A 24,760-nucleotide genomic window follows, 5' to 3' on the forward strand; every position below is an offset into this window, starting at 1 on the left:
TGTGGCTGGTGCGCGGGGCCGGACTCGAACCGGCACGTTCTTGCGAACGTCAGGACCTAAACCTGGTGCGTCTACCAATTTCGCCACCCGCGCGATGCCAAATTTCAGGTGAATGCAAAGGCGGACGGCCTCGGCGCTGCGGAAAAACCGCTGGCCCAAGACCGTCCGCCTGAAATCGGTCAACCGCGCATTTTAAACGCAAGAATGGGGGCCTTCCGGCTTCCCCCTTTGGGGGATTTCACCCACTCTCGCGCAAGGGATACGGGCCGCGCGAAAACGGCCCGTGAAAAGCGCCTTGTCAGGCGGCAGCGGTTTGCGGCTCCCGCTTGATGCGGAAGGCCGCGGCGTACATCGCCGGCAGCGCCAGCAGCGTCAGCACGGTGGCCACGATCAGCCCGCCCATGATGGCCACGGCCATCGGGCCCCAGAACACGCTGCGCGACAGCGGGATCATCGCCAGCACCGCCGCCGCGGCGGTCAGCACGATGGGGCGCAGGCGCCGCACGGCCGACTCGACGATCGCGTCCCAGGCCGGCACGCCGGCGGCGCGGTCGAGCTCGATCTGGTCGATCAGGATCACGGCGTTGCGCTGGATCATGCCCATCAGTGCGATCACGCCGAGCAGCGCCACGAAGCCGAAAGGCCGGTTCAGCAGCAGCAGCGCGGCGGCCACGCCGGCGATGCCCATCGGGCCGGTGATGAACACCAGCAGCGAGCGGCTGAAGCTGTGCAGCTGCAGCATCAGCAGCGTGAACACCAGGAACAGCATGATCGGCACGCCAGCCACGATCGAGGCCGAGCCCTTGGAGCTTTCCTCCACGGCGCCCGCCACCTCGATGCGGTAGCCACCCTGCCCGGCCGCATGCCAGCCAGCTTCGAGCTGGCGCAGCTTCGGCAGCAGTTGCTCGGTCACGGTGGCGCCCTGCAGGCCTTCCACCACGTCGCCCTGCACGGTGATGGCGTAGTCGCGGTTCTCGCGCCACATCACGCCGGGCTCCCAGGTGAACACCGGCCGGGCGATCTGCGTGAGCGGGATCGAACGGCCCGTGGTCGTCGGGATGTAGGCGTTGCCGATGTCCGAAATCGCCTCGCGCTCGTCGGCCGACTGGCGCAGCACGATGTCGATCAGCAGGTCGTTCTCGCGGTACTGGCCGACCGTGGTGCCGCTGAACATGGTGCGCGAAGCCTGGGCGATGGCCTGGCTGGTCACGCCGAGCGCACGCGCCTTGGCCTGGTCGATCTCCAGGCGGATCACCTTGACCGACTCGTTCCAGTTGTCGTTCACGCCGCGCATGTTGGTGCTCTCGCGCAGCACGGCCTTCACCTCGTCGGCGCGGGCGCGCAGCTGGGCGGGCTCGGTGCCGATCACGCGGAACTGCACCGGGTACGGCACCGGCGGGCCGTTGGGCAGCAGCTTGACGCGGCCGCGCACCTCGGGGAATTCCTCGGCCAGCAAGGCGGGCAGGCGCAGGCGCAACGTTTCGCGCACCTTCAGGTCCTTGGCCAGCACGATGAGCTGCGACACGTTGGTCTGCGGAAACACCTGGTCCAGCGGCAGGTAGAAGCGCGGCACGCCGGAGCCGATCCAGGTGCTGACGGTCTTCACGCCCTCTTCCTTCATCACGCGCTGCTCGACGCGCTTGGCCACCTCTTCGTTGGCGGCGAACGAGGTGCCTTCGGGGAACCAGATGTCCACCATGATCTCGGGCCGGCTCGAATCGGGGAAGAACTGCTGCTGCACCTTGCCCATGCCGACGATGCCCAGCGCAAAGATCAGCACGGTGGCGCCGATGGTCAGCCAACGGTGCTGCACGCACCAGTTCACCGCGCGGCGGAAGCTGTTGTAGAACGGCGTGTCGAACAGCTCGTGCGGCGGCGCATCGGGGTCGTGCGGCTTCACCTTGAGCAGCAGCGTGCCCAGGTACGGCACGAAGTACACCGACACGATCCACGACAGCACCAGCGCGATCACCGTCACCGCGAAGATCGCGAAGGTGTACTCGCCCGTCACCGACTTGGCGATGCCGATCGGCAAGAAACCCGCCGCCGTGATGAGCGTGCCCGTGAGCATCGGCTTGGCCGTGACGTCGTAGGCGAAGGTGGCGGCGCGGACCTTGTCGTAGCCCTCCTCCATCTTCCGCACCATCATCTCCACGGCAATGATCGCGTCGTCCACCAGGAGGCCGAGCGCGATGATCAGCGACCCCAGCGATATCTTGTGCAGCCCGATGCCGAAGTAGTTCATGGCCAGGAAGGTCACGGCCAGCACCAGCGGAATGGTGATGGCCACCACCAGCCCGGGGCGCATGTCGATGTACCAGCCGAAGCGCCCGCCCTTGTGCAGGCCGAGCGCGATGATGCTCACGGCCAGCACGATGGCCACGGCCTCGATGAGCACGCCGACGAACTCGTTGACCGAGCTGGCCACCGACACCGGCTGGTCCTGCACCTGTGCCAGCTTCACGCCGGCCGGCAGGCGCTGGTCGATGGTGGCGGTGGTGGCCTTGAGCGCCTTGCCCAGCGCGATGATGTCGCCGCCCTTGGCCATCGACACACCGAGCGCGATCACTTCCTTGCCCTGGTGGTGCACCTTCACGGCCGGCGGATCGACGTACCCACGGCGGATCTCGGCGATGTCGCCGAGTTTGATCTGGTTGCCCGAGCTGCCGCGGATCGGCATCTCGCGCAGCTGCTCGACGCTGGTGAACTGGCCGCCCACGCGCACCTGCACCACGTCCAGCGGCGACTGGATCGTGCCGGCGCTTTCGACCGCGTTCTGCGAGCCGAGCTGGGCCAGCACGGCGTTGAAGTCGAGCCCCAGCTGGGCCAGGCGCTTCTGCGAGATCTCGATGAAGACCTTTTCGTCCTGCACGCCGAACTGGTCGACCTTGGCCACGTCCTTCACGCGCAGCAGCTGCTGGCGCACGTCGTCGGCCAGCGTCTTGAGCTCGGCGTAGCTGAAGCCTTCGCTCTCCAGCGCGTAGATCACGCCGTAGACGTCGCCGAAGTCGTCATTGAAGAACGGCCCCTGCACACCCGCGGGCAAGGTGCCGCGCATGTCGCCGATCTTCTTGCGCACCGTGTACCAGACGTTGGCCACCTCGGCGGCCTTCGATGAGTCCTTGATCTGGAAAATGATCTGCGACTCACCCGGCTTCGAATAGCTGCGGATCTTGTCGGCGTACGGTGCTTCCTGCAGCGTGCGCTCCAGCTTGTCGGTGACCTGCTCGGCCACCTGCTGCGCGGTGGCGCCGGGCCAGTAGGTGCGCACCACCATCGCACGGAAGGTGAACGGCGGATCTTCGTCCTGGCCGAGCTGGAAGTACGCGAAGGCGCCCAGCACCATCAGCACCACCATCAGGTAGCGCGTGAGGGGCGCGTGGTCCAGCGCCCATTTGGAAAGATTGAAGCCGGGCGACTTGTACTCGGACGCCGGAGTTGTCGCAGGGGTTGCGGGGGTCGCAGGGCCTTCCGTCATTTGGCGGCACCCGTTGCGATCTCCTTCTTCGTCGCGGCCACGGCCTCGACGGCCTGCTGCTTCGCCTGCGCCTGTTGCTGGCCATTGGCGGCGGCCGCCATGGCCTCCTTCGACTGGTAGATGGTGACCTTCTGCCCCGGAGACAGCACGTGCACGCCCGCGGCCACGACCATCATCCCGGTCGACAGGCCCGAGCCGATCACCGCCTCATTGCCGTCGGCCGTGACCACCTGCACCGGCTGCGAGCGCACGGTCATGCTGTCCTTGTCGAGCACCCAGACCGCCGAGCCCTTGCCTTCCTGGCGCAGCGCGCTGGTCGGCAGCTTGATCACCGCCACGTCGGTGCGCGCCAGCGCCTGCGGCCGGGCATAAACGGTGGCGCCGAGCGCCGGCGAGGTCGCGGCGTCGATCGACACCTTGACCGAGTAGGTGCGCGTGACCGCGTCGGCACTGGCCGCCACCTCGCGCACCTGGCCCTGCAGCACCTCGCCGCCGGACCAGCCGCGCACCGCGACCGGCGAGCCGGGCTTGATCAGCGCGGCGCGGTCCTCAGGCACCGCGAACACCACGTCGCGTGCGCCGTCCTGGGCGATGCGCACGACCGGCGTGCCGGCCTGCACCACCTGGCCCGGCTCGGCCTCGATGGCCGTGATGACACCCGCCACGTCGGCCACCAGCGTCGTGTAGCTGGCCTGGTTGCCTTGCGAGGCCAGCTGCGCCTGCGCCTGTTCAAGCTGGGCCTGCGCGGCCTTCCAGGTGGTTTCGCGGCGCTCCAGTTCGGCGCCGCTGATGAAGTTCTGCGAGCGCAGCTCGGTGTAGCGCTTCAGGTCGGCGGCTGCGAGGTCGCGGTTGGTCAGCGCGGCGGCCTGCTGGGCGCGGGCGGCCTCGGCGGCCAGGCGGTAGTCCTGCGGATCGAGCTGAGCCAAGACCTGGCCGGCCTGCACGTGCTGGCCGAGCTCGGCCTGGCGGCGGATGATCTTGCCCGCCACCCGGAAGCCCAGGCGCGATTCGACCCTGGCCCGCACCTCGGCCGAGAACTCGGGCTGGGCGTCGTAGTCGCTGGTGCCGACGGTCACGAACTTGACCGCCCTCACGGGCTCCTGGGCAGGCGGTTTCGGCGAACAGCCGGCCAGAAAGATGGCGGGAAGCAGCAGCCAGGCGGCGCTGCGGGCACGGAGTGAGGCGGCGGAGGCGGTCATGAGACACCCAAGAAGAAAGGAACCGGGCCATTAATGACCCACCGGTTAGTAATCTAGGGTAAACGTTAAACAGTGTCAATGACCCGCGGGTCAGTTGACCATGTCGACAGCAATGTCTGCGCTAGGTTCTCTGCCCCATTTCCACCAGCCGGTTGTCGGGAAGCTCGAAGTAATCGGATGCCCGGCCCGCGTTGCGCTGCAGCCAGCCGAACAGCACCCGTCGCACCGGGTTCATGCCCGGCAGGTTCTCCTCGCCCACCGAGGCGCGGGAGACGAAGTACGAGGTCTTCATCGAGTCGATGGCCAGGGTCTTCTGGTAGGCCAGGATGCGGATGAACTCGGGCACGTCGGCCCGCTCCATGAAGCCGTGCCGCGCCGTGACCACCCAGATGCCGTCCATCAGCTGCTCGGCCTCGATGCGCAGGCGCGCGTCCACGCGCGGCGTGTCGCACGAGAGCACGCGCAGCACGATCACCTGCTCGTGCAGCACCTGGTTGTGCTTGAGGTTGTGCAGCAGCGCATGCGGCACCGCCGTGGCGTCGGGGTTCAGGAACACGGCCGTGCCGCTCACCCGGTGCGGCATGTTCAGCGCCAGCGACTCGACGAAGGGACGCAGCGGCAGGCTGTCGGCGGCTGCGGCCTCCAAGCCCAGGCGCCGGCCCTTGGCCCAGGTGGTGAACAGCACCATCACCCCGGCCGCCACCGCCAGCGTGAGCCAGCCGCCCTCGGCCACCTTCAGGCTGTTGGACACCACGAAGGTCAGGTCGACCGCCGCGAAGGCCGCCACGCCGACCGCCACCGCCACCTTGTTCCAGCGCCACAGGCCCCAGGCCACGATGCCGGCCAGCAATGTGGTCGTCACCATCGTGATCGACACCGCGATGCCATACGCCGCCGACAGCGCGCCCGAGCTGCGGAAGCCCAGCACCAGCAGCAGCACGCCGACCATCAGCAACCAGTTGACGGCTGGCACGTAGATCTGCCCGATGGCCGTGCCCGAGGTCTGCACCACGCGCATGCGCGGCAGGTAGCCCATGCGCATCGCCTGCGCGGTGAGCGAAAAAGCGCCCGAGATCACCGCCTGCGAAGCGATCACCGTGGCCATGGCGGCCAGCACCACCATCGGCAGCACGCCCCACGACGGAAAGAGCCGGAAGAACGGGTTGTCGATGGCCGCCGGGTTCGCCAGCACCAGCGCGCCCTGCCCGAAGTAGTTGAGCACCAGCCCCGGCAGCGCGATGAAGAGCCACGCGAGACGGATCGGCCTGGCGCCGAAGTGCCCCATGTCGGCATACAGCGCCTCCCCGCCCGTGAACGCCAGGAACACCGCGCCCAGCACGGCCAGCGACTGCGCCCGGTGCTCGACCAGGAAGCCCACTGCCCGGCGCGGGTCGAGCGCCGCCAGCACCTGCGGCTGCTGCAGCACCTGCCACAGCCCTGCCACGCCCAACACCAGGAACCACAGCAGCATCACCGGCCCGAAGATCCTGCCGACCACGCCGGTGCCCTTCTTCTGCACCATGAACAGCCCGACGAGGATCGCCAGCGTGATCGGGATCACCACCCGTTGCAGCACCGGCGCCTGCACCTCCAGGCCCTCGACCGCCGACAGCACCGAGATCGCCGGCGTGATGAGGCTGTCGCCGTAGAACATGGCCGCGCCCACCAGGCCCAGAACCCCGATTCCGCGCCACACCCAGGGTCGGGTCTTCGGGCCGGAAACGGCGTTGCGCGCCAGCGCCTGCAGCGCCAGGATGCCGCCCTCGCCGTCGTGGTCGGCGCGCAGCACGAACACCACGTACTTGAGCGTCACCACGAACATCAGGCCCCAGAAGATCAGCGAGAGCAGGCCCAGCACCGCGTCGGGCGAGAACGGCACGCCGTGCTCGGGGTTCATCGTCTCCTTGAAGGCGTACAGCGGCGAGGTGCCGATGTCGCCGAAGACGACGCCCAGCGCCGCGATCATCAGCCCCGGCCCGGCCGGATGTGCGGTGTCGCCCGAAGCGGGAAGCGCAGTCCCGGAAGCCGCGGCAGTTGCTTTCATCGTCATGGGCGAAAGAGAGATGGAAAGTGGCGACGCCGCCAGCATAGTGCCCGGACATGACGTCGCCGACAATCGTGGCGTGTCCGCCACTCCCCCCCATGCCGCCGCGCCGGCCCATTACGAAAACTTTCCCGTGGCCTCGTGGCTGTGCCCGCCGCACCTGCGCCCACCGATCGCCGCGATCTATCACTTCGCCCGCACCGCCGACGACATCGCCGACGAGGGCGACGCCTCGCCCGATGTGCGCCTGGCCGAGCTGCACGCCTACCGCGAGGAACTGGCCGCCGCCGCGCGCGGCGACGCGCTGCCCGACTCGCGTTGGCCCCATGTGTTCGGCCCGCTGGCCTGGGCCATCGGCCAGTACCGCCTGCCCGAAGACCTACTCGCCGACCTGCTCAGCGCCTTCATGCAGGACATCGAGAAGACCCGCGACCGCGGCACCTACGCCGACCGCGCCGAGCTGCTCGACTACTGCCGCCGCTCGGCCAACCCGGTCGGCCGGCTGCTGCTGCACCTGTACGGCGTGACCGACGCGCAGGCGCTGGCCCAGAGCGACGCCATCTGCAGCGCGCTGCAGCTCATCAACTTCTGGCAGGACCCGAGCGTCGACCTGCCGCGCGGGCGCTTCTACTTTCCGCGCACCGACTGCGCGCGGCGCGGGCTGACCTCGGAGCATTTCAAGGTCTTCGCGCCGCTGTCTTCCGCACCGCCGCCGCAGGAAGCTATCAATCTGATAGCGGTGGTGGCCTTCTGGGCGCGCGAGCTCATGACCGAGGGCGCCCCGCTCGTGCACCGCCTGCCGGGCCGCGTGGGCTGGGAGCTGCGCCTGGTCGTGCAGGGTGGCCTGCGCATCCTGGACAAGATCGAGGACCTGGGCTTCGACACCTTCACGCAGCGCCCCACCGTCGGCAAGGCCGACGCGCCCGTGCTGCTCTGGAAGGCATGGCGGATGCGGAGACAATCACGGCCCATGAAAGCAGCGCCTCCCCGATGAATCCCGAGCAATACGTGCAAGACAAGGCCGCCGCTTCGGGCAGCAGTTTCTATTACGCCTTCCTGTTCCTGCCCAAGCCGCGGCGCGCCGCGATCACGGCTTTTTATGCCTTCTGCCGCGAGGTCGACGACGTGGTCGACGAGGTTTCCGACCCCGGCGTGGCGGCCACCAAGCTCGCCTGGTGGCGCACCGAAGTCGCCCAGGCTTTTGCCGGCACGCCGCGCCACCCGGTCATGCAGGCGCTCATGCCGCATGCCGCCACCTACGGCATCGAGGCGCGCCAGCTCAACGAAGTGATCGACGGCTGCCAGATGGACCTGGACCAGACCCGCTACCTCGACTTTCCCGGCCTCGCGCGCTACTGCCATCTGGTGGCCGGCGTGGTTGGCGAGGTGGCGGCGCGCATCTTCGGCCAGACCGATCCGCAGACCACCGCCTACGCCCACAAGCTCGGCCTGGCGCTGCAGCTGACCAACATCCTGCGCGACGTCGGCGAAGACGCGCTGCGCGGTCGCATCTATCTGCCGGTCAACGAGCTGCAGCAGTTCGACGTGAAGGCGCACGAGATCCTGAACCGCGTGCACTCCGACCGTTTCGTCGCGCTCATGAAGTTCCAGGCCCAGCGCGCCCACGCCGCCTACGACGAGGCGCTGGCCCTGCTGCCGCTGGCCGACCGCCGCACGCAGAAACCCGGCCTGATGATGGCCAGCATCTACCGCACGCTGCTGCGCGAGATCGAGCGCGACGACTTCCAGGTGCTCAACCAGCGCATCAGCCTGACGCCCGTGCGCAAGTTCTGGCTGGCCTGGAAAGTCCAGGCGCTGGGCCGGATATGACGCCCCACCCTTCGTGCCCATGAGGCTCGCCGTCATCGGCGCCGGCTGGGCCGGCCTGGCCTGCGCCGTCGAGGCCACGCGCCTCGGGCACGCCGTCACCCTGTTCGAAGCCGCGCCGATGGCAGGTGGACGCGCGCGGCGGGTCGATCACATGCACGGCATGGCGCTGGACAACGGCCAGCACATCCTGATCGGCGCCTACACCGCCACGCTGGCGCTCATGCGCGACGTGGGGGTCGATGTCGACACCGCCCTGCAGCGCCTGCCGCTGTCGCTGCGCTTTGCCGACGGCGGCGGGTTGCAGCTGCCCGCGGGCCGGCCGCCGCCGCTCGATCTGCTGATCGGCATCTTCACCGCGCGCGGCTGGACCTGGCGCGACAAGGCCGCGCTGCTGGCCACCGCCGTGCGCTGGCGCCTCGCGGGCTTTCGCTGCGCGCCCGGCACCAGCGTTGCCACGCTGTGCGCCGGCCTCACGCCGCGCGTGATGCACGAACTCATCGAGCCGCTGTGCGTCTCGGCGCTCAACACGCCCGTGCCGCAATCGAGCGGCCAGGTGTTCCTGCGCGTGCTGCACGATGCGCTGTTCAGTGGACGCGGCGGCGCCGACCTGTTGTTGCCGCGCGTGGACCTCGGCGCCCTGCTGCCCGATGCCGCGCTGGCCTGGCTCGCGCGGCACGGCGCTACCGCGCACATCGGCCACCGCGTGCGCGCCATCGCGCCCGAAGGCGACCAGTGGCGCATCGATGACGAGGTCTTCGACCAGGCCGTGCTGGCCTGCGCGCCCTGGGACGCGGCGCGGCTCGTGCGTGCCACCGGCCTGCCGGCCGCTTCGCGCTGGTGCAACGTCACCGAATCGCTGCGCTTCGAGGCGATTGCCACGGTCTACGTGCGCGGCGCCGCGCCGCTGGCCGAGCCGATGCTTGCGCTGCGCAGCCAGCCGGGCATCGCACCGGCCCAGTTCGTGTTCGATCGCGGCCAGCTCGGCGGACCAGAAGGCGTGCTCGCCTTCGTTGTGAGCGCCAACGAAACGCCGCGCGAGACGCTCGAGAAACAGGTGCTCGCGCAAGCCGGCGCGCAGCTCGGGCAGCCCGGCCTCACGCCGATCCAGACCGTGGTCGAGAAGCGCGCCACCTTCGCCTGCACGCCCGGCCTGGCCCGCCCACCGGCCGCCATCGCACCGGGGCTGCAGGCCTGCGGCGACTACACCGAAGGCCCCTATCCCGCCACGCTCGAAGGCGCCGTCCTCAACGGACTGGCCGTCGCGCGCGCACTTGCCACCCCATGACCACGACCCTGCGTTACCTCGATTTCGACTACAGCGAAGACACCGAAGACCACGGCACCTTCGACGCCATGGCCTCGACCCCGCCCGAGCGCACGCCCGAGGTGGAAGCCGAGATCGCGCAGGTGCTGGCCTGGGCCGAGGCCACCTTCCCCGGTGCGCGCGGCGCGCTCGACGACGGTGCGGTGTGGGACTGCGACGTGCAGCGCACGCGGGAAGACAACCCGCGCCTGGACACCCTCACGCTCTCGCTCAGCGGCACCACCGATTTCTGCGCGGCGCTGCGAGAGCGTTTCCGGCTCGACTGAAGAAAGTCGGCGGCCTTCTCAGGCCGTCTTGTTGCGCAGGCGCAGCAGGCTCAACCCCAGCAGCACGAAGGCGCCGCCCGACACGCGGTTGAACAGCTGCGCGCGCTTGGGGTTCGCGAACTGCTTCTTCAGCAGGCGCGCCAACAGCACGTACGAACCATGCGCCAGCACCGAGCCGGCCGCGAAGGTCGTGGTGAGCACGGCGAACTGCGTGAGGATCGGCGCGTCGTGCGTGAGGAACTGCGGGAACAGCGCCGAGAAGAACAGGATGCCCTTCGGGTTGGTCAGCGCCACCGTCACGCCATGCCCGAACAGCCGGCGCGCGGAACGCGAAGGTGCCGGCGCGGCCGACGGTTGCAGCTCGGCGAACACGCTCGTGCGGCTGCGCCACTGCCGGATGCCCAGGTACACGAGGTAGCCCGCACCCGCCACCTTCAGCACCATGAAGGCCGTGGCCGAGGTGTTGAGCACCACGCCCAGCCCGCCCATCGCGGCGGCCGAGACCAGGAAGAGCCCGCAGGCGTTGCCCAGCGAACTGATCATCGCGCGGCGCGGGCCGACGGAGATGGCGTTGGAGACCGCGAGCAGCACGGCCGGGCCGGGCGTGAAGGCGACGACCAGGGTCACGCCGCAAAAGAGGAGCCAGGTGGAGAGATGCATGGGAGGAAATTCGCGCGAAAGCAGTGGAAGAAGGCCGTCGCAAAACTATAGTCCGGGCAGCCGCGCGCCGCTCGGGCCGCGCCGATAGTCCCCTGACGCTCCTCACCCATGATCACCTGCTACCTGCGCTACATCGTCGATCCCTTCAAGCTCAAGGAATTCGAGCACTACGGCAAGCTCTGGATTCCGCTGGTCGAGAAGTTCGGCGGCCAGCACCACGGCTACTTCCTGCCGTCCGAAGGCGCGAACAACGTGGCGCTGGCGATGTTCAGCTTCCCGAGCCTGGCCGCGTACGAAACCTACCGGGCCGACTCGATGCAGGACGCCGACTGCCAGGCTGCCTTCCGCTACGCGGAGGAAACGCGCTGCATCGTCAGCTACGAACGCAGCTTCTTCCGACCCGTGTTCCGCTGACCGCGGAGGTTCAGGCGCCCAGCGCGATGCACAGCGCGTGCAGGTTGGGCACGATCAGCTGCGGACGCGCGCCGTGCTCCCACGGGCGCTCGTCGCGCACCAGCCAGGCGGCCTGCATGCCGGCGTTGAGCGCGCCCACCACGTCGAGCGCGGCATCGTCGCCCACGTGCAGCACGTCTTTCGGCAGCAGGCCGACCGAGGCCGCCGCGGCACGGAAGATCGGCGCGTGCGGCTTGCCGCTGCCGAAGGTGCGCGCATTGAAGGCGGTGCGGAACCACCGGCCGACGCCGGTCTTGTGGAGGTCGGCGTTGCCGTTCGACACCGCCACCAGCGGGTAGCGTTCGCTGAGCCATTTGAGCGCCGGCAGTGCGTCGTCGTACAGCGTGACGCGCTGGCGCTCTTCGAAGAAAGCGTCGAAGGCCGGGTCGGCCAGCGCCGGGTCTTCGCCCGCGCGCACGAGCGCCGTGCGGATCGACTCGCGGCGCAGCGCGCTCAGGTCGTGCGCGAGGTCGGAGCGCTCCTTGGCGGTGGCTTCGCGCAGCTCGCGCAGCACGCCCGGCGTGAGCAGCAGCGAGGCCGTCTTGGGCGCCTCGCGCAACAGCCATTCGTGCAGCACGCGCTCGGCCCGCTCGATGGTCGGCCAGATCGGCCACAGGGTGTCGTCCAGGTCGAGCGTGATCGCCGAGATGCGCGAGATGTCGAGCTGCGTGGCGCCGCCGGGCGCCGGGGAAGCGGAAGTCATGCCCGAGAATATCGCATGCCTCTCGCCCCCCAAGACAGTCAGAACAGCAAGAACGACCGCACCGCCGTGCTCTGGTGCAACCTGGGTTCGCCCGATGCGCCCACCGCCGCCGCGGTGCGCCCCTACCTCGCCGACTTCCTGGGCGACCCGCGCGTGGTCGAGATTCCCAGGGTGCTGTGGGCGCTGATCCTGCACGGCATCATCCTGCGCACGCGGCCCGCGAAGTCGGCCGCCAAGTACGCAAGCATCTGGCTGCCCGAGGGCTCGCCGCTCAAGGTCTGGACACAGAAGCAGGCCACCCTGCTGGCCGGCTGGCTCGGCGAACGCGGCCACCGCGTGACGGTGCGCGACGCGATGCGCTACGCCAACCCGTCGATCGCCTCGCGGCTCGATGCATTGCAGGCCGAGGGCGCCACGCGCGTGCTGGTGCTGCAGGCCTACCCGCAGTACTCGGCCACCACCACCGCCAGCGTGATCGACGCCGTGAACGCCTGGAGCCACCGCCAGCGCCACGTGCCCGAGTTCCGCTTCGTCAACCAGTACCACGACGACCCGGCCTACATCGAAGCGCTCGCGCAAGGCATCGAAAAGCACTGGAAGACCGAAGGCCGCGGCGAGCTGCTGGTGATGAGCTTCCACGGCATTCCCGCGCGCAACATCGCGCTGGGCGATCCCTACGAGGCGCAGTGCCTCGAGACCGCGCGCCTGCTCGCGGCGCGGCTGGGCCTGGCGTCCACGCAGTACCGCACGACCTTCCAGTCGCGCTTCGGCCGCGCCAAGTGGCTCGAGCCCTACACCGAGCCCACCCTGCGCGAACTCGGCGCCAGCGGCGTGAAGCACGTCGACGTGGTGTGCCCGGGCTTTCCGGCCGACTGCCTCGAAACGCTCGAAGAGATTGCGATGGAAGGCCGCGAAGCCTTCCTGCACGCGGGCGGCGAGCGCTTCGGCTACATCCCCTGCCTCAACGACAGCCCGGCGTGGATCACCGCGCTCACGGGCATCGCCGAACGTCACCTGGCGGGCTGGCCCACCCGACCCGACACGACCACGCCATGAAGAAAGACCTGCACGAAGCCAACCGCCAATCGTGGAACGCCGCCACGGTCGCGCACAACAGCCACAAGGGCGACCAGGCCGCCTTCTTCCGCGCGGGCGGCTCCACGCTCTTCCCCGAGGAAAGCGCCCTGCTCGGTGACTTGAACGGCCTCTCGGTGCTGCACCTGCAGTGCAACGCGGGCCAGGACAGCCTGAGCATCGCGCGCCGCGGCGCCCGCGTGACCGGCGTCGACATCTCCGACGAGGCCATCGACTTCGCCACCCGGCTCTCGGCCGAGTCGGGCATTGCGGCGCGCTTCGAGCGCTCGGACGTCTACGACTACTTCGAGGCTGCCGCCGCGCGCGGCGAGCGCCACGACCTCGTGTTCTGCTCGTACGGCACGCTGTGCTGGCTGTCCGACATCGGCGCCTGGGCGCGCGGCGTGGCACAGCTGCTCAAACCCGGCGGTCGCTTCGTGATCGTCGAGTTCCACCCGTTCGCGCTGGTGTTCGACCCGCAGTGGAGGTTCCACTACGACTACTTCAACGACGCGCCCGTGCCCGAGGAAGGCGTGGGCGACTACGTGGCCGAGTCGGGCGACGGCCTCGTGGCCGACGACCGGCCGATGCCCGGCGTACAAGGCTTTCGCAACCCGCACCCGAGCTTCGAGTTCACCTGGGGCGTGGGCCAGGTGACGACCGCGCTCGCACAGGCGGGCCTGGCCATCGAGCGCTTCGAGGAGTACCCGTACACCAACGGCTGGAAGCCCTTCGAGGGCATGCGCGAACTCGGCGGGCGGCGCATGGCCCCGCCCGAAGGCATGCCGCGCATTCCGCTCATGTACGCGCTGGCGGCACGCCGCGCCTGAACAAACTCAGAAGCGGCCGAGGTAATCCAGCTTGCCGATGGGCACGCCCTTGTGGCGCAGCACGTCGTAGGCGGTGGTCACGTGGAAGAAGAAATTCGGCAGCGCGAACTGCAGCAGGTAGCGCTGCGCGGTGAAGTGCGCTTCGCCTTCGCGCGCCTTGATGGTCACGGGGCGTTCTTCGTGGCCGTCGATGAGCGTGCGGTCCACGCCGGCCAGGAAATCCTGCGTCTTCACGATGCGCGCCAGCAGGTCGTCCCAGGTCTTCTCTTCGTCGGGAAAGCTCGGGGCCGTAATGCCCGCGATGCGCGCCGTGCCCAATTTGGAGGCGTCACTCGCGCGCTGGATCTGGCCGGCCAGCGTGAGCATGTCGGGCGCGAGGCGCGCGTCGACCAGCGTCGCCGGATCAATGCCCTGGGCCTTCGCATGCGCGAGGCCCTTGTCGAGCAGGTGGGTCAGCTGGCCGAGTCCGCGGGTGAAAACCGGCACGGACAGGTCGTACATCGAGAGGGCCATGGCGAGGTGATCTTGGAGTTGAAGTCGGCGCGATTGTGATCGCGCCCTGCCTTCAACGACCGGCCGCGCGGATAAACCCCTCGATCGGGTCCAGTTGTTCCGGCACGTTGAGCGCGGGCGCATGGCCGCAGCCCGGCACCTCGATCACCTGCAGGCGCCCGGCCGCGCCCGGCCCGCGCCGGTGCATCTCGTCGAGCACCTCGGGCAGCACCAGGTCGGACTCGGCGCCGCGCAGGCACAGCACCGGCGCCTCGATCACGTCGTAGTGCGGCCAGATCAGGTAGTCGTTGTCGTGCGCGCTGAACTGCCTGACCATGGCCGGGTCGTAGTGCGGCGTGACGCGGCCGTCAGCCAGCCGACGCGTGGAGCTTTCGGTCAGCCGGCGCCACTGCGCGTCGCTGAGCCAGCCGTAGGGCTTGTAGACGGTGCGGAAAAAGGCCTCGAGTTCGGCCACGGTGTCGAAGGCCGGCGGGTCGCCGGCATAGGCGCGGATGCGCTCGATGGCGGCCTGCGCGAGCTGCGGCGCGTTGTCGTTGAGCGTGAGGCTGGCGATGCGCGCTTTCATGCGCGGCTCGAACAGGCCCGACGCGCAGACCGTGCCGATCGCGCCACCCATCGAGGTGCCCACCCAGTGCACGCGGCCCAGCCGCAGCTCGTCGCACAGCGCATTGGCCAGGCGCGCGTAGAACGCGAGCGTGTATTCGTCGTCGGGCGACGGGCTCCACTGGCTCAGGCCGCGCCCCAACGTGTCGGGGCAGATCACGCGGAAGCCGCGCGCCGCGAAGTGCTGCGCCAGTTCGTCCATGTCGCGGCTGGTGCGCGCCAGGCCGTGCCAGGCGATGACGACGGGGGCGTTGGCGGGGCCCCAGTCGAGCCAGTGGATTTCACGGCCTGCGAGTTGCGCGTAGTGCGATGTCGGCGAGATGTGCGATGACGGCGTCATGGTGCTGTTGTTCTTGCCGTCGCTCATTTCGCCGCCCTCGCCCGCAGCTTGCCCACGATGCCCGTGGGGAAGTAATACACCGACAGCACGAACAGCACGCCCAGCCACAGCAGCCAGCGGTCGGGCGACAGCAGCGCCGCGAGCCACGGCAGGCCACTGGCGGCCTCGTTGCCCAGGCGCAGCAGGTCCTGCAGGTAGCTCTGCGCCACCACGAACAGCACAGCACCGATGGCCGCGCCGTAGATCGTGCCCATGCCGCCGATCACCACGATGAGCAGCACGTCGATCATGATCTCGAAGCTCAGCGAGGTGTCCGGCCCGTTGTAGCGCAGCCAGATGGCGAGCATCGCGCCGGCCAGCGTGGCGAACAGCGCCGACAGCACGGCCGCCGTGGTGCGGTACACCACCACGCGGTAGCCGATGGCCTCGGCACGGAACTCGTTCTCGCGGATGGCCTGCAGCACGCGGCCGAAGGGCGAGTTCACGATGCGCAGCATCGCCAGCACCAGCACCACCGCCGCCACGAACAGCAGGTAGTAGCACAGCAGACGCCCGTCGAGCGAGACGCCGAGGAACGGCTCTTCGGCGAACTCGAAGCTCGGCGAGATCAGCTCGGGCAGCTTGAAAGTCAGGCCGTCTTCGCCGCCGGTGAAGTCCGACAGCTGCGAGGCCAGCGTCTGGAACGCCGAGGCCACGGCCAGCGTGATCATCGCGAAGAAGATCGCGCGCACCCGCAGCGAGAACAAGCCGATGGCCAGCGAGAGCACCAGCGAGATCGCGAGCGACGCGCCCAGCCCCACCAGCACCGCGCCCCAGTTGGGCCCCAGCCGCGAGGCCGAGATGGCGATGCCGTAGGCGCCGATGCCGAAGAACATCGTGTGCGCGAAGCTCACGATGCCGGTGTAGCCCAAGAGCAGGTCAAAGCTCGCGACCAGCACCACGAACACCAGGATCTTGGCCGCGACGCTGAGCGCCTTCACGCCCGGGAACAAGAACGGCGCGAAGGCCAGCGCCAGGAACAGGGCCAGCAGCAGCAGCGCCAGCAGGCGGCTGCGCGGCATGTCGTTGGAGAGAAGTCGTTTCAGGAACATGACGGCTTTCTCCTCAACGGTTCGCCACGGGGTACACGCCCTGCGGGCGCCACAGCAGCACGGCCACCATGAGGAAGATGCTCGCGAACTGCGTGAGCGTGGGCAGCAGGAAGCCGATGTAGTTGGTCATGAGCCCCACCAGCAGCGCGCCGAGCAGCGCCCCGCCGGTCGAGCCCAGCCCGCCGATGATGATCACGATGAAGATCAGCACGTTGACCTGCGCGCCCATCTGCGGCACCAGGTTCTGCTGGAACAGCCCCCACATCACGCCGCCCAGGCCGGCCAGCGCGCTGCCCACCACGAACACGCCGACGAACAGGCGCCCGATGCGGTAGCCCAGCGACTCGACCATCTCGCGGTCCTGCACGCCGGCGCGGATCAAGAGGCCGATCTTGGTGCGGCCCAGCGTCCAGGCCAGCACGCCGAACACCACCACGCCCACGGCCACCGCCAGCAGGCGGTACTTGCTGATGGCGGCGTCGCCGATCAGCAGCGAGCCGCGCAGCGCCTCGGGCAGCGGCAGCGGAATCTGCGCCGGGCCCCAGATCACCTTGATGAGCTCCTCGCCGATGATCATGCCGCCCATCGTGATGAGGATCTGCTTCAGGTGCTGGCCGTACACCGGCCGCACGATGAAGCGCTCGAAGGCCAGGCCGATGGCACCGGCCACCGCCATCGCGGCCAGCATGGCCGGGAACACGGCCACGAGGTTGCGCCACAGCTCGCCCGAGCCGGTCCAGTCGCCCATGAGGCCGAGCACGCTGCTGGCCACGAAGGCGCCCAGCGCAATGAACACGCCGTGGCCGAAGTTCAGCACGTCCATCAGGCCGAACACGAGCGTGAGGCCCGAGGCGATGATGAAGATGATCATGCCCATCGCCAGCCCCGCCACCGTGAGCGTGAGCCAGGTCGAGACCGAGCCCGTGAGCGGCAGCGCGACGAGCGCGAGGATGGGGGCAAGAAGCAGAGGCTTCCAGTCGAAGTCGAGTTTCATAGGGCGAGTCCGAGCAGCGATTGCTGCAGTTGCGCATCGGCGGAGAACGCGGCCATCGAGCCGCTGTGCACCACGCGGCCGTTGTCCATCACCGCGACGGTGTCGCCCAGGCGCTGGGCGAAGTGGATGTTCTGTTCGACCAGCAGGATCGTCACGCCGCTGCGTTTGAGCTCGCCGAAGGCCTCGATCATGTTGTTGATCATCACGGGCGCCAGGCCCTTGCTGGGCTCGTCGATGATGAGCAGCTGGCGCGGCTCGACGATGGCGCGCGACACGGCCAGCATCTGCTTCTGTCCGCCCGACAGCTTGCCGGCCGGGTGGTTCCAGAATTTTTCGACCGCAGGGAAGAGCTTGAAGATCCACTTCAGGCGCGTGTCGTCGATGGCGTCGGCGTTCTTGGCGCCGCGCGCGGCCAGCACCATGTTCTCCTTCACCGTGAGGTCGGAGAAGATGCCCATGTTCTCGGGCACGTAGGCCACGCCGAGTTCGGCGATCTGCGGCGTGTGCAGGGCCGTGATGTCCTTGCCGGCGAACTGCACCCTGCCCTGCGACGCATGCCACAGGCCCATGATGGTGCGCAGCGTGGTGGTCTTGCCCGCGCCGTTGCGGCCCAGCAGCATGGTGAGCTGGCCCTTGGGCACGGCCAGGTCGACGCCGTGCAGGATGTGGTAGGCCCCGATGTGCGTCTGCACGCCTTCCAGGGTCAGCAAGTTGTCGGTGCTCATGCGGCCTCCTTCGCGATGCCCAGGTAGGCCTCCTGCACCACCGGTGAGGCGATCACCTCGGCCGGTTCGCCGTCTGCCACTAGCGTGCCGTTGTGCAACACGATGATGCGGTCCGCGAGTTCGCGCACCACGTCCATCTTGTGTTCGACCAGCAGGATGGTCTTGGTCTTGTCCTGCTTGAGCTTGCGGATCAGGTCGAGGATGACGGGCGCCTCGGCCGCATGCATGCCGGCCGTGGGCTCGTCGAACATGAAGACCTTGGGTTCGAGCGCCATCAGCAGCGCCACCTCGAGCTTGCGCTGGTCGCCGTGCGGCAGGCTGGCCACCGTGGCGTGCGCGCGCGGCTCGAGCGCCACGTCGGCCAGGATCTGCTCGGCGCGTTCGGTCAGCGCCTTGTGGTCGCTCCAGATGCTCCACAGGTTGAGCCCGTGGCGGTGGGCGCCGGCGCGCGTGGCCTGCACCGCGAGCCGCACGTTCTCCAGCACCGTGAGGTTCGGGAACAGGTTGGTGAGCTGGAACGCGCGCCCCAGCCCGGCGTGCGTGCGCGCCGACGGCGACAGGTGCGACAACGGTTGCCCGTCGAGCGACACCGTGCCGGCCGTGGCCTTGAGCTGCCCGGAGATCAGGTTGAAGTAAGTGGTCTTGCCCGCGCCGTTGGGGCCGACGATGGCCGTCAGCGTGCCTGGCGCGAATGCGCAGCTCACGCTGTTGACGGCCACGTGCCCTCCGAAGCGGATGGTCAGATCCCGGGTCTCAAGCATTGTGGAAAGGTCCTTGCGAATCGAAAAAAACAGTGCAGGGTGAACGGCCTCAACAGGTGCCGATCACGTAGTAGTTGGTACCCGTCTGCTTCAGCGTGGTCATGGCGTAGATGTTCCACAGGCCCATCGACTGGCCCGAGCCGTTGGCATAGGTCAGACCCCACAGCGCATAGGCGCGCCCGGCGATGGTGTGGGTGTAGTTGCTCGCGGTGTAGCAGGTTCCGCCGCCGCCCGGGCCCGCCGTGGTCGCGCCCGTGGCGGCCGCCGACATCGCGCCTTCGACGTTGCTCGCGTTCAGCGCGGCCACGGTCCAGCTGTAGGTGGTCGACGCGGCCAGGCCGGTGTCGGTGTAGCTGGTGCCCGTCACCGGCGAGGTGTTGACCTTGCTGCCGCCGCGGTACACGTTGTAGCCGCTGGCGCCCGAGACGCCGGCCCAGCCGATCACCATGCTGCTGCTGGTCGCGCCCGAGGTGCCCACGCCGGTGGGCGCCGGCAGCCCGCCGCCGCCGGCCGAACCGGTGACGCGGTCGATCATGGCCTTCATGGCGGTCATCTGCGGGCCCGACTTCTTGGCGTAGTTGGCGCTGTCGTAGCCCCACCAGTCCCAGCAGCTGTTGGTGGCCGCGGTGCTGGTCTGCGGGTAGATCAGGATGATGTTGTTGGTGTCGGCCCAGCGGTTGTAGCCCGTCTTCTTGACGTACTGGTCGCTCACGTCCGTGTAGTTCTGCTTGCAGCCGTGCAGCACCAGGTGCACGCGGCACGAGGTGGTGGTGCAGGCCTGCGGCACGTAGAGCCAGCCGGTGGCGGCCACGCCGTGGCCGGAGACGAACTCCGACTGGTTGAACTCGGTGAAGGTGCCGCCCAGCGCGCCGTTGTTGCGCGGGTTCAGCGGACCGTACAGCTGCGTGAGGATCTCGCCCGCGAGGTCGAAGCCGCAGTTGTTGATGTACGGCGCGGCCGTGGTGCTGCAGGCGCCGCCGTAGTCGTCGGTGACCATCGCGTGGCCGGCGCCGAGGTTGTTCTTGTAGACCGTGTTGGCGGCCGGCACGAAGCTCTGGTAGTACGTCTTCAGGTCGTCCATCACCGGCTGCTTGACGGTGTTGTCGGACGTGCCCGAGAACAGGTAGACCTTGGAGTTGCTGAGGTTCGACACCGGGTCGATCGCACCGCTGGCGGCCCAGCTGTTGGTGGTGCTCACGAGCGTGGAGACCGGGATGCTGGTGCTGTGCGTCATGCAGCGCCCGGTGGCGTTGAGCACCGAGCCTTCGGCGCAGTAATACGGACCGCCGGCAACCACGCCCGCGCCGCGCTTGAAGGTGGCCGAGTAGGCCACGTGCAGCTGCACCGCCATGATGCCGCCGGCCGACAGGCCGGACACGCTCACCTCCGCCGGGTTGGCGCCCAGTGCCGGCAGCGGCACGGCCGCCGTCGCGGCCTGCGCCGCCGCCGTGATCACCGCTGCTGCGGCAAACCCCTTCCAGTTGTTCCATCGCATCGCTGGCATCGCTGTCTCCTTCTGTTGTGTTTGATCGAACGCTTGCTTGCAGACTGACGAATTGACCGTGGCACACGACAGCTGGCGCGGACGCAGGCTGGCGCTTCGCCCGGCGGCCATCCGGGGCGAAAAGGGAAGCAGCGATTTCTGAGTCGCCGCATGTTCAAGTGAACACCGCGGAACCGGCTTTGCCGGGCCGCTGGTGTTGCCCCCGGTAGGGGGTTGGCGTAGCGACACGAAGTGCGCGCAGCCTGGGGGCGAGCTCTTACCTCTTGTTCTTGATGGGGATGTCCATCTCTTCCGGCTTGATCTCGTGCACCAGCTCCGGCACGCCCCACGCGAAGGCGGGGTCGGCCTTGATCTTGAAGTGGTACATCGACTGCATCGCCTGATGGTCTTCCTTGCGGAAGGTCATCTTGCCCTTGGGCGTGTCGAAGCTCATGCCTTCCATGGTGCTGATGAGCTTGTTGGTGTTGGGGTCGCCGTTGGTCTTCTTCAGCGCCGTCACCACCGCCATTGCGGCCGAGAAACCACCGGCCGTGAAGAAGTCCGGCGGCGTCTTGAATTCCTTGTAGTGGGCCGCGACCAGCGCCTCGTTCACCGGGTTCTTCGGGATGCCGAAGTAGTAGTAGGCCGCGCCTTCCATGCCCGGCAGCGACTTGTAGGCCGCCATGGCCGGCAGGATGTTGCCGCCGGTGGCGATCTCGATGCCGTAGCGCTTCAGGTCGAGGTCGACGATCTTGAACGGGTTGCCCGCGCCGGCCCAGACGATCCAGATGATCTTGCGGCCCGGCTGGTCCTTGAGCTTGTCGATCAGGCGCTGCGCACCGGCCGTGAAGTCGGTGGTGGCGGGCGGCAGGTATTCCTCGTGGGCGAGCTTGGCTTTCTTCAGCGCGGCGCCGAAGGCCTTCACGCCGTCGCGGCCGAAGGCGTTGTCCTGCGCCAGCGTGGCAACGGTGACGCCGGCCTTGTCGATGGCCACGGCGTTGGAGATGGCGTCCTGGCTCGAGTTGCGGCCGGTGCGGAAGATGTACTTGTTCCACTTGTCGCCGGTGATCGAGTCGGCCACGGCGGGCTCGACGATCAGGATCTTCTTGTACTCCTCGGCCACCGGCAGCATGGCCAGCGCCACGCCCGAAGCGGTCGGGCCGACCGCGAGCGCGGCCTTGTCGTCGGAGTACGCGGCGGCCAGCAGCGACTTGCCCAGGTCGGGCTTGCCCTGGTCGTCCTTCTCGATGACCACGAGCTTCTTGCCGTTGACCATCATCGTGCCGCCGGTGGCGTAGTTCAGGCCCATCATCAGGCCGGTCTGCGTCTGCTTGCCGTAGGCCTCCAGCGCGCCGGTCTTGCTGTAGACGTGGGCGATGCGGATCTCGTTCGATTGGGCCCAGGCGGGCATGGTGGCAACGGTGGCGCCCAGGGCGGCCAGGGCGATGAGGTGGCGACGGTGCATGTCTTGTCTCCTGATAAAGGTGACTGAATATTGCACAGTTCGTGCCACCCGCCTAAGCCATTGATAACAAAGGCTTCCTCATTCGGGCGCAACCGGTTTCGCCTGATTTCAGTGCATTCGCGTTGTCTTTTTTTCAGACAACTGTCTGCTGATCAGTCAGGGTTTCCCAGCAGAGTCGCGGCGTGCCGCGAGCCAGTTTTCGAACTCGCGCTCGGCCCGCATCCGCAGCTCGTTGCGCGTGTGGTTGCACACCGCATGTGCGAGGCGCCGGTGCTTCTGCTGGCGCACGCCGCCCATCGTGGCGTCGAGCAGGTGTTCGATGGTGGCCGACTCGGGGCGTCCGTGCGGCTCGTCGAAGTCCATCGGCAGCCCGCACCAGTGGCAGTTCGGGCCGAAGGTGGAGCGCAGTGCCTTCACGCTCATGAGAGACCCATCCCCGTCATGCGCTCGTACAGCGTGGCGCGCGAGATGCCCAGCAGCCGCGAGGTCGCGAGCTTGTTGCCGCCGGTGCTTTCGAGCGCGGCGGCGATCGCCTTGCGTTCCAGCTCGGCCACCTGCTGCGACAGCGGGCGCAGCAACGCGGCTTCCTGGTCCACATCGCGCAGGCTGTGCGAGGTGTCGGGCGCCTCGATCTGCTCCAGCCCCGCTTCGCGCAGGATGCGTTCGAGCTGCGCCGCGTCGATGCGCTGCGAGTCGCTGCGCATCGTCACCTGCTCCAGCACGTTGCGCAGCTCGCGGATGTTGCCGCGCCAGTGCTGGCCGGCCAGGAGCGCGAGCGCGTCGGGCGTGAGCTCGGGCGGGGCCTCGCCGCTGCGCAGCGCCATGTCTTCGCCCAGCGCCTCGACCAGCGCCGGGATGTCGCTGCGCCGCTCGCGCAACGGTGGCACGCGCAGCGGCAGCACGTTGAGTCGGTAATACAGGTCTTCGCGGAACAGGCCGCGGCGCACCAGCTCGGGCAGGTCGCGCGAAGTGGCGGCGATCACGCGGGCGTCGAAGGGAATCAGCTTGTTGGAGCCCAGCGGCTCGATCTCGCCTTCCTGCAGCGCGCGCAGCAGCTTGGCCTGCAGGCCCAGCGGCATGTCGCCGATCTCGTCGAGGAACAGGCTGCCGCCATCGGCCAGCTTGAACTTGCCTTCGCGCCCGCGCTTGTCGGCGCCAGTGAAGGCGCCGGGGGCGAAGCCGAAGAACTCGGCCTCGAGCAGCGTGTCGGGCACGGCCGCGATGTTGACGCTGACGAACTGCCCCTTGGCGCGCGTGGACGACGCATGGATCGCATGTGCCAGCAGCTCCTTGCCGGTGCCGGTCTCGCCCAGCAGCAGCACCGGGCTGGTGGACTGCGCGGCGCGGCGCGCGTGGCGCTTCACCTCCACGGCCGCCGGACTGCTGCCGATGAAGCTCGCGAAGGTGTACTTGGAACGGCGCTGGCCGTCGGGCGCGTGCTGGTACAGCGGGTTGTTGCGCTGGCTGGCCAGCTCGCGGCGGGCGTCGTCGAGGTCGCGCTGCAGCAGCGCGAACTTGCTGATGAGCGGCTGCAGCGTGGTCTCGGGCTGGTCGAACAGCACGATGCCGATGGCGCCGATGACCTTGCCCAGGCCCTCCCCGTCTTCGCGCTCCTCGCGCAACGGGATGCGGCTCACGACGAAGGTGCCGGCCTTGTTGGTCAGCAGGTCGATGAGGATCGGCTCGCCGGTTTCGAGCACGCGGCGCATCATGGTGTTGGGAATCACGTCCTCGACCATGTGGCCCATGAACTCGTCGATGGACGAAAAGCCCAGCGCCGGCAGGAAGCGCCGGTAGCCCTCGTTCACCCAGACGATGCGCCCGCTGCGGTCGACCAGGAACATGCCCTGGCTGATGCTCGAAAACAGATGAAACATCGAGCGCGCGGCGAGCGCGAGGATGCCTTCGGCGTCCAGGGGCAAGGCGGGCGGCGGTGCGGCGGCAGAGGGAGCGACGGACATGCGCGGATCGTACTGTGTGCGGCCCCCGCCCCTGCCGCGCGCAGGCCCACATGCAACCAAAAACAAAAGCCTTCAGCAAGCCTTAAGTAAATCAATCGTTTGATTTCAATCATGCTCTAATCGCGCCGATGAACGCCAGGGACCCCCTCACCCCAACGCCAATGCCAACGCCCGTGCCCTCGCCGCGCCGCGCCCCCCGCAGCGACGGCGCCGAGGCGCGCCACCGCCTGCTGCACACCGCGCTGCGGCTGTTCGCCCAGAACGGTTTCGCCAAGACCTCGATCCGCGAGATCGCGCGCGAGGCCGGCGTGAACGTCTCGGCCATCAGCTACTACTTCGGCGACAAGGAGGGGCTGTACTCCGCCACTTTCAACGAGCCGATGGGCAGCGATTCGAACGACCTGGTGGCCGCCTGCAACGTGCCCGGCCAGTCGCTCGAGGACACGCTGCGCATCTGCATGGCGGCCATGATCGATCCGCTCAAGCAGGGCGAGATCGTGCGCCAGTGCATCCAGCTGCACATGCGCGAGATGCTGGAGCCCACCAGCCAGTGGGCCAAGGAACTGGAACGCGACATCAAGGGCCCGCACCGCGCCATCGTCGAGCTGCTGTGCCGCCACCTGCAGGTGGAGCGCGCCGACGACGACATCCACCGCCTGACCTTCGCGATCACGGGACTGTCGATGCAGCTGTACGTGAGCCAGGATTTCATCGAGGCCCTGCGCCCGTCGCTGCTGCGCACGCCGCGCGCCATCGACACCTGGGCCGACCGGCTCACGGGCTACGCGATGGCGCTGGTCCAGGCCGAAACCGCACGCCGCCGCCAGGTGGCCGCCGAGCAGAGAAAGAAGCCATGAGACGACTCCGACGGATTGCCCTTGTTCTGAGCCTGCCGCTGGGCCTCGGCCTTGCCGGCTGCGGCCTGACGCGCCCGCCCGCCGCGGTGCAGGCGCCCTTCCCCGC

At 68.5% G+C, this 24,760-nt stretch carries 23 protein-coding genes and 1 tRNA gene; 8 read left to right on the top strand and 16 right to left on the bottom strand.

The window, feature by feature from the left end; translation table 11 throughout:
* Positions 1-6: 6 nt before the first annotated feature.
* The 4 genes from VBO01S_RS15365 to VBO01S_RS15380 form a co-directional block, all read right to left on the bottom strand.
* Positions 7-93 (bottom strand) — tRNA-Leu (locus tag VBO01S_RS15365).
* 205 nt (positions 94-298) lie between these two features.
* Complete coding sequence (locus VBO01S_RS15370) at positions 299-3,478, bottom strand: efflux RND transporter permease subunit (protein WP_174543667.1); 3,180 nt, start codon at positions 3,476-3,478, stop codon at positions 299-301.
* On the bottom strand, positions 3,475-4,677 hold the full coding sequence (locus VBO01S_RS15375) for an efflux RND transporter periplasmic adaptor subunit (RefSeq protein ID WP_062475847.1): 1,203 nt from the start codon (positions 4,675-4,677) through the stop codon (positions 3,475-3,477). The genes VBO01S_RS15370 and VBO01S_RS15375 overlap by 4 nt, the downstream gene beginning before the upstream one ends.
* A gap of 121 nt (positions 4,678-4,798) precedes the next feature.
* Entirely contained in the window at positions 4,799-6,721 is a 1,923-nt protein-coding gene (locus VBO01S_RS15380) for a potassium transporter Kup (RefSeq protein WP_442267804.1), read from the bottom strand.
* A 19-nt stretch (positions 6,722-6,740) separates the two neighbouring features.
* Here VBO01S_RS15380 and hpnC point away from each other — a divergent pair, with 19 nt between their 5' ends.
* The 4 genes from hpnC to VBO01S_RS15400 are packed head-to-tail and all read left to right on the top strand — an operon-like array spanning position 6,741 to position 10,141.
* Complete coding sequence (gene hpnC / locus VBO01S_RS15385; RefSeq protein WP_169805057.1) at positions 6,741-7,715, top strand: squalene synthase HpnC; 975 nt, start codon at positions 6,741-6,743, stop codon at positions 7,713-7,715.
* The gene (hpnD, locus tag VBO01S_RS15390) at positions 7,712-8,551 is read left to right on the top strand and encodes a presqualene diphosphate synthase HpnD (RefSeq protein ID WP_062475853.1); all 840 of its coding nucleotides are present in this window, start codon (positions 7,712-7,714) and stop codon (positions 8,549-8,551) included. The genes hpnC and hpnD overlap by 4 nt, the downstream gene beginning before the upstream one ends.
* 19 nt (positions 8,552-8,570) lie before the next feature.
* A complete protein-coding gene (gene hpnE, locus VBO01S_RS15395) occupies positions 8,571-9,836 on the top strand; it encodes a hydroxysqualene dehydroxylase HpnE (protein WP_062475856.1) in 1,266 nt (421 codons plus the stop codon).
* Entirely contained in the window at positions 9,833-10,141 is a 309-nt protein-coding gene (locus VBO01S_RS15400) for a hypothetical protein (RefSeq protein ID WP_062475859.1), read from the top strand. Before hpnE ends, VBO01S_RS15400 begins: the two co-directional genes overlap by 4 nt.
* An 18-nt stretch (positions 10,142-10,159) precedes the next feature.
* On the opposite strand, the gene VBO01S_RS15405 is transcribed toward VBO01S_RS15400, so the two are convergent.
* Positions 10,160-10,801, bottom strand: a complete 642-nt coding sequence (locus VBO01S_RS15405; RefSeq protein ID WP_062475861.1) for a LysE family translocator — start codon at positions 10,799-10,801, stop codon at positions 10,160-10,162.
* A gap of 108 nt (positions 10,802-10,909) precedes the next feature.
* On the opposite strand from VBO01S_RS15405, the gene VBO01S_RS15410 reads away from it, so the two are divergent.
* A complete protein-coding gene (locus tag VBO01S_RS15410) occupies positions 10,910-11,215 on the top strand; it encodes an NIPSNAP family protein (protein ID WP_062475864.1) in 306 nt (101 codons plus the stop codon).
* A 10-nt stretch (positions 11,216-11,225) separates the two neighbouring features.
* On the opposite strand, the gene VBO01S_RS15415 is transcribed toward VBO01S_RS15410, so the two are convergent.
* Positions 11,226-11,957, bottom strand: coding sequence for an HAD family hydrolase (locus VBO01S_RS15415; protein WP_062475865.1), 732 nt, complete (start codon positions 11,955-11,957; stop codon positions 11,226-11,228).
* A gap of 15 nt (positions 11,958-11,972) precedes the next feature.
* Here VBO01S_RS15415 and hemH point away from each other — a divergent pair, with 15 nt between their 5' ends.
* Both hemH and VBO01S_RS15425 read left to right on the top strand, forming a co-directional pair.
* Positions 11,973-13,013, top strand: a complete 1,041-nt coding sequence (gene hemH / locus VBO01S_RS15420; RefSeq protein WP_062475868.1) for a ferrochelatase — start codon at positions 11,973-11,975, stop codon at positions 13,011-13,013.
* Positions 13,010-13,861: a class I SAM-dependent methyltransferase gene (locus tag VBO01S_RS15425; RefSeq protein WP_062475871.1), complete on the top strand. Its 852-nt coding sequence runs from the start codon at positions 13,010-13,012 to the stop codon at positions 13,859-13,861. Before hemH ends, VBO01S_RS15425 begins: the two co-directional genes overlap by 4 nt.
* Before the next feature lie 6 nt (positions 13,862-13,867).
* Here VBO01S_RS15425 and VBO01S_RS15430 read toward each other — a convergent pair whose 3' ends face one another.
* From VBO01S_RS15430 to VBO01S_RS15475, 10 genes are all read right to left on the bottom strand, one after another.
* Complete coding sequence (locus tag VBO01S_RS15430) at positions 13,868-14,374, bottom strand: DUF1993 domain-containing protein (protein ID WP_062475874.1); 507 nt, start codon at positions 14,372-14,374, stop codon at positions 13,868-13,870.
* Between the two features lie 52 nt (positions 14,375-14,426).
* On the bottom strand, positions 14,427-15,344 hold the full coding sequence (locus VBO01S_RS15435) for an alpha/beta fold hydrolase (protein WP_370681114.1): 918 nt from the start codon (positions 15,342-15,344) through the stop codon (positions 14,427-14,429).
* The gene (locus VBO01S_RS15440; protein ID WP_062475876.1) at positions 15,341-16,408 is read right to left on the bottom strand and encodes a branched-chain amino acid ABC transporter permease; all 1,068 of its coding nucleotides are present in this window, start codon (positions 16,406-16,408) and stop codon (positions 15,341-15,343) included. The genes VBO01S_RS15435 and VBO01S_RS15440 overlap by 4 nt, the downstream gene beginning before the upstream one ends.
* 13 nt (positions 16,409-16,421) lie before the next feature.
* Complete coding sequence (locus VBO01S_RS15445) at positions 16,422-17,402, bottom strand: branched-chain amino acid ABC transporter permease (RefSeq protein WP_062475880.1); 981 nt, start codon at positions 17,400-17,402, stop codon at positions 16,422-16,424.
* Positions 17,399-18,127 (bottom strand): ABC transporter ATP-binding protein, encoded by a 729-nt coding sequence (locus tag VBO01S_RS15450; RefSeq protein ID WP_062475883.1) that lies wholly within the window; start codon positions 18,125-18,127, stop codon positions 17,399-17,401. The genes VBO01S_RS15445 and VBO01S_RS15450 overlap by 4 nt, the downstream gene beginning before the upstream one ends.
* On the bottom strand, positions 18,124-18,888 hold the full coding sequence (locus VBO01S_RS15455) for an ABC transporter ATP-binding protein (RefSeq protein WP_062475886.1): 765 nt from the start codon (positions 18,886-18,888) through the stop codon (positions 18,124-18,126). Before VBO01S_RS15455 ends, VBO01S_RS15450 begins: the two co-directional genes overlap by 4 nt.
* A 49-nt stretch (positions 18,889-18,937) precedes the next feature.
* Entirely contained in the window at positions 18,938-20,392 is a 1,455-nt protein-coding gene (locus VBO01S_RS15460; RefSeq protein WP_082818156.1) for an extracellular catalytic domain type 2 short-chain-length polyhydroxyalkanoate depolymerase, read from the bottom strand.
* A 256-nt stretch (positions 20,393-20,648) separates the two neighbouring features.
* Positions 20,649-21,836 carry a substrate-binding domain-containing protein gene (locus VBO01S_RS15465; RefSeq protein ID WP_062475891.1) on the bottom strand — a complete coding sequence of 396 codons (1,188 nt, stop codon included), beginning with the start codon at positions 21,834-21,836 and terminating at the stop codon, positions 20,649-20,651.
* Between the two features lie 156 nt (positions 21,837-21,992).
* Positions 21,993-22,259: a hypothetical protein gene (locus tag VBO01S_RS15470; protein WP_062475894.1), complete on the bottom strand. Its 267-nt coding sequence runs from the start codon at positions 22,257-22,259 to the stop codon at positions 21,993-21,995.
* Positions 22,256-23,797: a sigma-54 interaction domain-containing protein gene (locus VBO01S_RS15475; protein WP_062475896.1), complete on the bottom strand. Its 1,542-nt coding sequence runs from the start codon at positions 23,795-23,797 to the stop codon at positions 22,256-22,258. Before VBO01S_RS15475 ends, VBO01S_RS15470 begins: the two co-directional genes overlap by 4 nt.
* Positions 23,798-23,958: 161 nt before the next feature.
* Here VBO01S_RS15475 and VBO01S_RS15480 point away from each other — a divergent pair, with 161 nt between their 5' ends.
* Positions 23,959-24,654 carry a TetR/AcrR family transcriptional regulator gene (locus tag VBO01S_RS15480; protein ID WP_062475899.1) on the top strand — a complete coding sequence of 232 codons (696 nt, stop codon included), beginning with the start codon at positions 23,959-23,961 and terminating at the stop codon, positions 24,652-24,654.
* Positions 24,655-24,760 lie beyond the last annotated feature (106 nt).

Source organism: Variovorax boronicumulans NBRC 103145, from assembly GCF_001591345.1.
Lineage (GTDB): Bacteria > Pseudomonadota > Gammaproteobacteria > Burkholderiales > Burkholderiaceae_C > Variovorax > Variovorax boronicumulans.

Coding starts and splice junctions, on each gene's coding strand:
- VBO01S_RS15400 (WP_062475859.1), top strand. CDS start 9,833: ATGACCACGACCCTGCGTTACCTCGATTTCGACTACAGCGAAGACACC.
- hpnC (WP_169805057.1), top strand. CDS start 6,741: ATGGAAAGTGGCGACGCCGCCAGCATAGTGCCCGGACATGACGTCGCC.
- VBO01S_RS15465 (WP_062475891.1), bottom strand. CDS start 21,836: ATGCACCGTCGCCACCTCATCGCCCTGGCCGCCCTGGGCGCCACCGTT.
- VBO01S_RS15455 (WP_062475886.1), bottom strand. CDS start 18,888: ATGCTTGAGACCCGGGATCTGACCATCCGCTTCGGAGGGCACGTGGCC.
- VBO01S_RS15435 (WP_370681114.1), bottom strand. CDS start 15,344: ATGAGCGACGGCAAGAACAACAGCACCATGACGCCGTCATCGCACATC.
- VBO01S_RS15470 (WP_062475894.1), bottom strand. CDS start 22,259: ATGAGCGTGAAGGCACTGCGCTCCACCTTCGGCCCGAACTGCCACTGG.
- hemH (WP_062475868.1), top strand. CDS start 11,973: ATGCCTCTCGCCCCCCAAGACAGTCAGAACAGCAAGAACGACCGCACC.
- VBO01S_RS15370 (WP_174543667.1), bottom strand. CDS start 3,478: ATGACGGAAGGCCCTGCGACCCCCGCAACCCCTGCGACAACTCCGGCG.
- VBO01S_RS15410 (WP_062475864.1), top strand. CDS start 10,910: ATGATCACCTGCTACCTGCGCTACATCGTCGATCCCTTCAAGCTCAAG.
- VBO01S_RS15445 (WP_062475880.1), bottom strand. CDS start 17,402: ATGAAACTCGACTTCGACTGGAAGCCTCTGCTTCTTGCCCCCATCCTC.
- VBO01S_RS15380 (WP_442267804.1), bottom strand. CDS start 6,721: ATGAAAGCAACTGCCGCGGCTTCCGGGACTGCGCTTCCCGCTTCGGGC.
- VBO01S_RS15480 (WP_062475899.1), top strand. CDS start 23,959: ATGCCAACGCCCGTGCCCTCGCCGCGCCGCGCCCCCCGCAGCGACGGC.
- VBO01S_RS15405 (WP_062475861.1), bottom strand. CDS start 10,801: ATGCATCTCTCCACCTGGCTCCTCTTTTGCGGCGTGACCCTGGTCGTC.
- VBO01S_RS15430 (WP_062475874.1), bottom strand. CDS start 14,374: ATGGCCCTCTCGATGTACGACCTGTCCGTGCCGGTTTTCACCCGCGGA.
- VBO01S_RS15475 (WP_062475896.1), bottom strand. CDS start 23,797: ATGTCCGTCGCTCCCTCTGCCGCCGCACCGCCGCCCGCCTTGCCCCTG.
- VBO01S_RS15440 (WP_062475876.1), bottom strand. CDS start 16,408: ATGTTCCTGAAACGACTTCTCTCCAACGACATGCCGCGCAGCCGCCTG.
- VBO01S_RS15425 (WP_062475871.1), top strand. CDS start 13,010: ATGAAGAAAGACCTGCACGAAGCCAACCGCCAATCGTGGAACGCCGCC.
- hpnE (WP_062475856.1), top strand. CDS start 8,571: ATGAGGCTCGCCGTCATCGGCGCCGGCTGGGCCGGCCTGGCCTGCGCC.
- VBO01S_RS15450 (WP_062475883.1), bottom strand. CDS start 18,127: ATGAGCACCGACAACTTGCTGACCCTGGAAGGCGTGCAGACGCACATC.
- VBO01S_RS15375 (WP_062475847.1), bottom strand. CDS start 4,677: ATGACCGCCTCCGCCGCCTCACTCCGTGCCCGCAGCGCCGCCTGGCTG.
- VBO01S_RS15460 (WP_082818156.1), bottom strand. CDS start 20,392: ATGCCAGCGATGCGATGGAACAACTGGAAGGGGTTTGCCGCAGCAGCG.
- VBO01S_RS15415 (WP_062475865.1), bottom strand. CDS start 11,957: ATGACTTCCGCTTCCCCGGCGCCCGGCGGCGCCACGCAGCTCGACATC.
- hpnD (WP_062475853.1), top strand. CDS start 7,712: ATGAATCCCGAGCAATACGTGCAAGACAAGGCCGCCGCTTCGGGCAGC.